This window comes from Arthrobacter sp. Hiyo1 (genome assembly GCF_001263615.2).
In the GTDB taxonomy this organism is placed as follows: Bacteria; Actinomycetota; Actinomycetes; order Actinomycetales; family Micrococcaceae; genus Arthrobacter.
On sequence record NZ_DF952471.1, the window covers coordinates 431043 to 437362 of the forward strand.

At 64.0% G+C, this 6320-nt stretch carries 6 protein-coding genes and 1 pseudogene; 5 read left to right on the forward strand and 2 right to left on the reverse strand.

Annotated elements, in window-relative coordinates:
• Nucleotides 1-131 precede the first annotated feature (131 nt).
• A complete protein-coding gene (locus tag AHiyo1_RS13535) occupies nt 132-875 on the reverse strand; it encodes a Type 1 glutamine amidotransferase-like domain-containing protein (RefSeq protein WP_059388915.1) in 744 nt (247 codons plus the stop codon).
• Between the two features lie 83 nt (nt 876-958).
• On the opposite strand from AHiyo1_RS13535, the gene AHiyo1_RS13540 reads away from it, so the two are divergent.
• The 3 genes and pseudogenes from AHiyo1_RS13540 to AHiyo1_RS13550 all read left to right on the forward strand — a co-directional run bounded on the left by AHiyo1_RS13540 (nt 959) and on the right by AHiyo1_RS13550 (nt 2617).
• Nucleotides 959-1285, forward strand: coding sequence for a rhodanese-like domain-containing protein (locus AHiyo1_RS13540; protein WP_059388916.1), 327 nt, complete (start codon nt 959-961; stop codon nt 1283-1285).
• A 31-nt stretch (nt 1286-1316) separates the two neighbouring features.
• A pseudogene (gene pheA, locus AHiyo1_RS13545) lies at nt 1317-2263 on the forward strand (prephenate dehydratase).
• 129 nt (nt 2264-2392) lie between these two features.
• Complete coding sequence (locus AHiyo1_RS13550) at nt 2393-2617, forward strand: hypothetical protein (protein WP_059388917.1); 225 nt, start codon at nt 2393-2395, stop codon at nt 2615-2617.
• Nucleotides 2618-2656: 39 nt separating this feature from the next.
• On the opposite strand, the gene AHiyo1_RS13555 is transcribed toward AHiyo1_RS13550, so the two are convergent.
• A complete protein-coding gene (locus AHiyo1_RS13555; protein ID WP_059388918.1) occupies nt 2657-3703 on the reverse strand; it encodes a diacylglycerol/lipid kinase family protein in 1047 nt (348 codons plus the stop codon).
• Between the two features lie 111 nt (nt 3704-3814).
• Here AHiyo1_RS13555 and serS point away from each other — a divergent pair, with 111 nt between their 5' ends.
• The gene (serS, locus tag AHiyo1_RS13560; protein WP_059388919.1) at nt 3815-5095 is read left to right on the forward strand and encodes a serine--tRNA ligase; all 1281 of its coding nucleotides are present in this window, start codon (nt 3815-3817) and stop codon (nt 5093-5095) included.
• Between the two features lie 302 nt (nt 5096-5397).
• The gene (locus tag AHiyo1_RS13565; protein ID WP_059388920.1) at nt 5398-6243 is read left to right on the forward strand and encodes an HAD family hydrolase; all 846 of its coding nucleotides are present in this window, start codon (nt 5398-5400) and stop codon (nt 6241-6243) included.
• Nucleotides 6244-6320: the final 77 nt, after the last annotated feature.

Sequence of the window (6320 nt, forward strand, 5' to 3'; positions counted from 1 at the left end):
CCGTGACGAAGGCGCCCAGCGTATGGTTCAGCTGTCCGATCCTCGCGAGGAAGTGCTCCGCCACCTCGGTTGCCGAGAGCTCGCCGGCGGCCAAGGCTTGGCGCAACCCGGCCGCGCCGAGCTCGTGGATGTCAGCCAAGGAAGCGGGCCTCCAAGCGCTCTTCCACGGCAACGCTATCGGCCGGTTCGCTGGAAGTCGCGGTGACGCGATAGGCAGCCTTGCCCCTGACCTCGGCAACCACGTCCACAAGTTCCGTGCCCCTGTAAACCAGCCCGACGCCGTCGTCGGTGCAGTGCGTTTCGCCCAGCACGCCCTCCGCCACCAACTGGTGGACCAGGGGGCGGCGGCCCGGCTCGGAGTCATAATGGACGCCGTTGGCGTAGGGGAGGAAGTCCAGTCCGTTGGTCACAGCGCGCAATTCAGGGCCGTACGAATCCGTAGTGCCGCCCTGGAACCAACAAATCGAGCCCGCGGACACCCCTGCCAGCACCACACCGTGTTCCCAGACGCGCCTCAAGATGCTGTCCAGTCCGTGGGCGCGCCATACGGCCAGAAGATTGACCACGGAACCACCGTTGACCCACACCACGTCTTGTTCCAAAAGGTAGGCCTCGGGATCGCCGTAGTTGGGCATCGTGAAAAGGTTCAGGTGGCTGAAATCGAAGCCCGAAACCCGGGCGGCCTGGTCCAATTCCGCGGCGAACCAACGCTGGTCTCCGGAGGCCGTCCCAATATGCGCCACTCGCGGCGCACGTCCGCTGACCCCGGAGAGTTCGACGGCGTGGTGAACCAGGAGGTCGAACTCCATCCTGGTGCGATGCCCGGACTTATAGCCACCGGAGGTTGCCAGGATGGTGGGCCCGTCGGCAGCCATGGCGCCTCCTTTTGCCTTGAGCGGTCTCGGTCCCTGCAACGGTAGGCTGGATTGGAGATCTGAATCAACTGGAAGGGACCCACGTGAGCGATTTCGAGACCGTGCCTGTCGGCGATGTTCCGGCCGACGCGAAAATCCTGGATGTCCGGGAGGATTACGAATGGGTAGCGGGCCACGCCGAGGGTGCGCTGCATATTCCGCTTGACCAGATCCCGGCGCGCCTTGACGAGCTTGATCCTGACGATGACTTGTATGTCATCTGCCGTACGGGCGGACGGTCCTACCGGGCGGTCCAGTGGCTGGTGGGGCAGGGTTACACCGCCACCAATATAGCCGGAGGCATGGACATGTGGTTCGAGACCGGCCGCCCGATGGTATCTGAGAACGGCCTCAAGCCGGTCGTCCTGTAGCCCCAACGCATAACACCTAAGGAATATATACATGTCGGGATCCGTGCTCACCTACACGTTCCTCGGTCCTGAAGGCACCTTTACCGAGGCTGCCCTCTTGCAGGTCCCCGGAGCGGCCGATGCCAACAGGGTCCCTTGCACCAATGTGAACACGGCTTTGGAGAGGGTTCGCCAAGGCGAGGCGGATGCGGCCATGGTGCCGATCGAGAACTCGGTGGAAGGTGGAGTGACCGCCACCCTGGATGCTATTGCCACCGGAACCGAGCTGCGGATCATCCGCGAAGCCCTCGTTCCCATCACGTTCGTGCTGGTTGCCCGGCCCGGAGTGAAGATCTCGGACATCCGCCGGGTCTCCACCCATGGCCATGCCTGGGCCCAGTGCCGGCTGTGGGTCGACGAAAATATCCCAAATGCGGAATATGTGCCGGGATCCTCTACGGCAGCGGCCGCCGTCGGGCTTCTCGAGGGTGATGTGCACTATGACGCCGCCATCTGCGCACCCCTTGTCGCGGCCGAGCGGCCGGGACTGAATATCCTTGCGGAGAACATTGGAGACAACCCCGGCGCGGTTACGCGCTTCGTCCTGGTCAGCCGTCCCGGCGCACTGACTGAACGCACGGGTGCCGACAAGACCACCGTCGTCGTGCCCCTGCCCGAAGACCGCCCGGGCGCCCTGATGGAAATCCTGGACCAGTTTGCCACCCGCGGAGTCAACCTCAGCCGTATCGAGTCCCGGCCCACAGGCCAGTATCTGGGTCACTATTTCTTCAGTATCGACGCCGACGGCCACGCGTCGGACGCCCGGGTAGCCGACGCTTGGCAGGCCTGCACCGGATCAGCCCGGCCACCCGCTTCCTGGGGTCTTATGCGCGGGCGGACGAGCAGAAAGCCTTCGTGGCTCCGCATACCTCCGACGCCGCGTTCGCATCCGCGCACGCCTGGGTCCGGGCCATTTTGGGTGGGGAACCGGGCGCTTGACCGGCCCGAATCCGCTTCGCAAAGCGTTGGATAATTGACTCTTCAACCCCTATCGCGTGGATAAAACTGTGCGTATGCTTGCTTGATCCACAATTGATGGACGCATGCCCCTAACGGAGGGAGCGGGCCATGTCAGGAAATAGCAATGACACCAGCGGCCAGGGAATGATCGTCAATCCCAAGCCCAAGGCGGACAACCAGGACTGGGACGGCGACGACGCCGACCGGGCCGATCGGCTGCGCTTTGAGGAAGAACAGGCGATGATTCGCGAGCAATCGGAAGCGCGCGCAGCCGCCAAAGCTTGGCAGAACACAAAGCAACGGAAGCGGCGAAGAACGCCAAATAGCGCGTAGCGCCGTCGCGCGCGCACCGGTAGTTGCACGAGTACCGGTTTATTGGACGCGCACGAGGAGAGAACGCGGCTCCACCTTGACGGTGACCTTCGTGGCCTCGCCCGAGGGATCACCGTCAAGTTGCGTGGCCATCGGTTCGCTGCTGCTGATGACCACTTTGCCCGAACGGTAGTAATTCATGACCGGCAGGTTCCGGTTGTGCTTGAACAGGATCTTGGCGTACACCGCGAGCCAGCCGATGGCACTACGGGGGCTCATGACCACAACGTCCAGCACGCCGTCGTCGATCATCGCACCGGGGATGAAGTCGATGCCGCCCGGAATCAGGCCGCAGTTGGCGAACAAGACGCTTCGGATTTTCCGGGATTGCTCGGGCTCGTCGTCCATGGCAATGGTGACCTTTTTGCGCCGGCCGGGCAGGTGGCGGACGCCCGCCTCGGTGTAGGCCAGCCAGCCGACTGCCTTCTTGAGCCCGTCGTTGGTATCGCCCACAACCTCGGCATCGAGTCCCATGCCGGCGATCACCAGGAATGCATGCTCGGAAGAGGCGCCTGTCAGCTCGTTGTGGATCGCCATTCGGGCGGTGTCGATGTAGCGCTGGTGGCCGAAGAGCGCTGTGTGGACGCTGCCCCGCAGATCGTTGACATCCAGGTTCACGTTGCGTGCCAGCAGGTTTCCGGTTCCCAGGGGAATCAAGCCCATCGCGACGTTGGTGTGCGCGAGGGCCTCAGCCACGACGCGCACGGTGCCGTCGCCGCCGCCGACGAGTATGACGTCGGGCTTATACGCGAGTGCCGCCTTGGTTTGCGAATGGCCGGGATCGTCTGCGGTGGTTTCGAAGAAACGGGGTTCGTCCCAGCCCGCAAGATGGCAGGCTTCCCGGATGATCCTCCGCGCGTCCTCGGCTTTCGCCTTGACCGGGTTAAGGACCACGGCCACCCTTTGCAGGCCGGCTTCCGGCTTGTGTGCGTCTTCATGCACAGCGCTGCGGGTATGCCTGGCCCTGAGCCGGCGCACGCCCCACCAACTGGAGACGGCGAAGACCACGCCCCCAGCCAGAATCACGTACAGGATCCAGTTGCTCATGGTGCTTCAACCCTATCCCGCTGCAGGCGCGGCGGTGCACGGCGGAAGGGGGTGCCGGCCGCCGTCGGGCATTGGCCGCGGAGCTGCGCGCTCATTCGATACTCTTGTCTGGTGATCGACGTAAAAGACCTCAGCGAAAACCCGGACAAGTTCCGTGCCAGCCAGCGCGCCCGCGGCGCCGACGAGTCCGTGGTGGACGCGATCATTTCCGCCGATTCGGACCGCCGCGCGGCCCTGATCCGCTACGAAAACCTCCGTGCGGAGCAGAACGCCTTCGGCAAGAAGGTGGCACAGGCCAAGGGCGAGGAAAAACAGGCGCTGCTGGCCGAGGTCAAGGAACTGGCCAATTCCGTCAAGGCTGCCTCCGCCGAAGCCGACGCAGCCCAGGCCAAGCAGGAAGAGCTGCTGCGGGTCATTCCCAACCTGATTGTGGACGGCGTGCCTGAGGGCGGCGAGGACGACTACGTCGTGGTCAAGACGGTCGGCACCCCGCGCGAATTTCCGGACTTCGAGCCGAAGGACCACCTGGAAATCGGCGAACTCATTGGCGCGATCGACATGGAACGCGGCGCCAAGGTCTCAGGCGCGCGCTTCTACTTCCTCCGCGGCGTCGGCGCCCGCTTGGAGATGGCCCTGCTGCAGATGGCCATGGACCAAGCCATCGAGGCCGGCTTCGTCCCGATGATCACCCCCACTTTGGTGCGTCCGGAGACCATGCAGGGCACCGGGTTCGATGTAAAGCACGACGCCGAGATCTACCGTCTCGCCGAAGACGACCTTTACCTCGTGGGAACCTCGGAAGTGGCCCTCGCGGGTTACCACGCGGACGAGATCCTGGACCTGTCGGCCGGGCCTATCCGCTACGCGGGGCAGAGTTCCTGCTACCGCCGCGAAGCGGGTTCGCACGGCAAGGATACCCGCGGAATCATCCGCGTCCACCAGTTCAACAAAGTGGAGATGTTCATCTACACCACAGTTGAAGAGGCCGCCGCCGAGCACGAGCGGCTCCTGGCTTGGGAAGAGGAAATGCTGGCCAAGGTTGAGCTCCCGTACCGCGTGATCGACACCGCGGCGGGCGATCTCGGCATGTCCGCGGCCCGGAAGTTCGACTGCGAAGCCTGGGTTCCCACGCAGAACGCGTACCGCGAGCTCACGTCGACGTCCAACTGCACCACCTTCCAGGCCCGCCGCCTGAACATCCGTGAGCGCGCGGTCAACGAGGACGGCGTAGTGAAGGGCACGCGCGCCGTGGCCACCCTGAACGGCACGCTGGCCACGACCCGCTGGATCGTGGCCATCCTGGAGCACCACCAGAACCCGGATGGCTCGGTCAACGTCCCCAAGGCCCTCCAGAAGTACATCGGAGGCCTTGAGGTCCTGCCCGTTCTGTAGCTCAGTGGGCGGGGTGGAGCGGTCCTCCACAACCGGGGGCACTGGACGGGATCGTGGCTGATGCCACCAAACACAGAGCACTCCGCATCGCGAGCTTGGCCCACACGAAGGCCGAATCAGTGGGGGAGTCGTACAGCCGGGCCGTCTTCGGCAGAAGCTCCTGCGCGCCGGACTACGGCCTCGCGGCAAGGCCTCAAGTTAATATTCACACTGTGGACAACGTGGGAGTATTCACCGCGTGTTAATCCCTTGCTGTGGCCTGCGTCCTAGCTGGCGTGGGTGGGGTCTGCTTCACTGGAGGCATGACTATTTTGACTGGTACCTCAGTCGCTGGCATCGATGACCAGCGGAATGTGAATCACAAACTCATGGTGGCGTTGGACGTCGACGGAACCCTCGTGGATCACGATGGCCACATGTCACCTGGTGTCCGCGACGCCGCAAGGGCGGTTGTAGCCCACGGCCACGACGTCCTGATCGCCACGGGCCGTTCGTTGAACGCCACGTTGCCCATTATTGAGCAGATAGGGCTGGAACGGGGATATGCCGTGTGCTGCAACGGTGGTGTCACATTGCGGCTCGACCCCCAGCTGGACGCAGGCTACGAGATCATTCACAAGGCCACATTCGATCCCGCCCCGGCGTTGATGGCTCTTCGCGAGCAGCTTCCGTCCGCCAAATACGCGCTTGAGGACGAGGACGGGAACTTCCTCTCCACGGAGCGGTTCCAGGACGCCAGCTTCGGCGTTGAGGCCATCGGCGTCGATTTCCAGACCATGCTCGATGCCACTGCGGTGCGTGTCGTGGTGTTCAGCAGCGAAAACACGGCCGAAGAATTTTCCACAGCCATTCGCAAGATCGGGCTGTCCGGGGTCACCTATTCGGTGGGCTGGACGGCCTGGCTGGATATCGCCGCCGCCGGGGTCACCAAGGCCAGCGCTTTGGAGCAGTTGCGCCGGCGGCTTGGCACGCACCCGCGCCACACGGTGGCAGTGGGGGACGGCCGCAATGATATCGAAATGCTCAGCTGGGCCGGGCGCGGTGTCGCCATGGGCCAGGCGCCTGAGGAAGTCATCGCCGTCGCGGACGAGGTCACCGCTTCGGTGTACGACGACGGTGCGGCCCTCATCCTGCGTCGCCTGCTGTAATAGCCCTGCTCAACTGAACCTGCGCAACTGAAGTAGCCCCGCGCAGCGGGGCTACACCCCCATTGCTAGCTCAGGCG

Bases quoted from the DNA above. Each gene is read 5' to 3' on its own strand.
- AHiyo1_RS13535 (WP_059388915.1), bottom strand. From the start codon at position 875: ATGGCTGCCGACGGGCCCACCATCCTGGCAACCTCCGGTGGCTATAAG.
- AHiyo1_RS13550 (WP_059388917.1), top strand. From the start codon at position 2,393: ATGTCAGGAAATAGCAATGACACCAGCGGCCAGGGAATGATCGTCAAT.
- AHiyo1_RS13555 (WP_059388918.1), bottom strand. From the start codon at position 3,703: ATGAGCAACTGGATCCTGTACGTGATTCTGGCTGGGGGCGTGGTCTTC.
- AHiyo1_RS13565 (WP_059388920.1), top strand. From the start codon at position 5,398: ATGACTATTTTGACTGGTACCTCAGTCGCTGGCATCGATGACCAGCGG.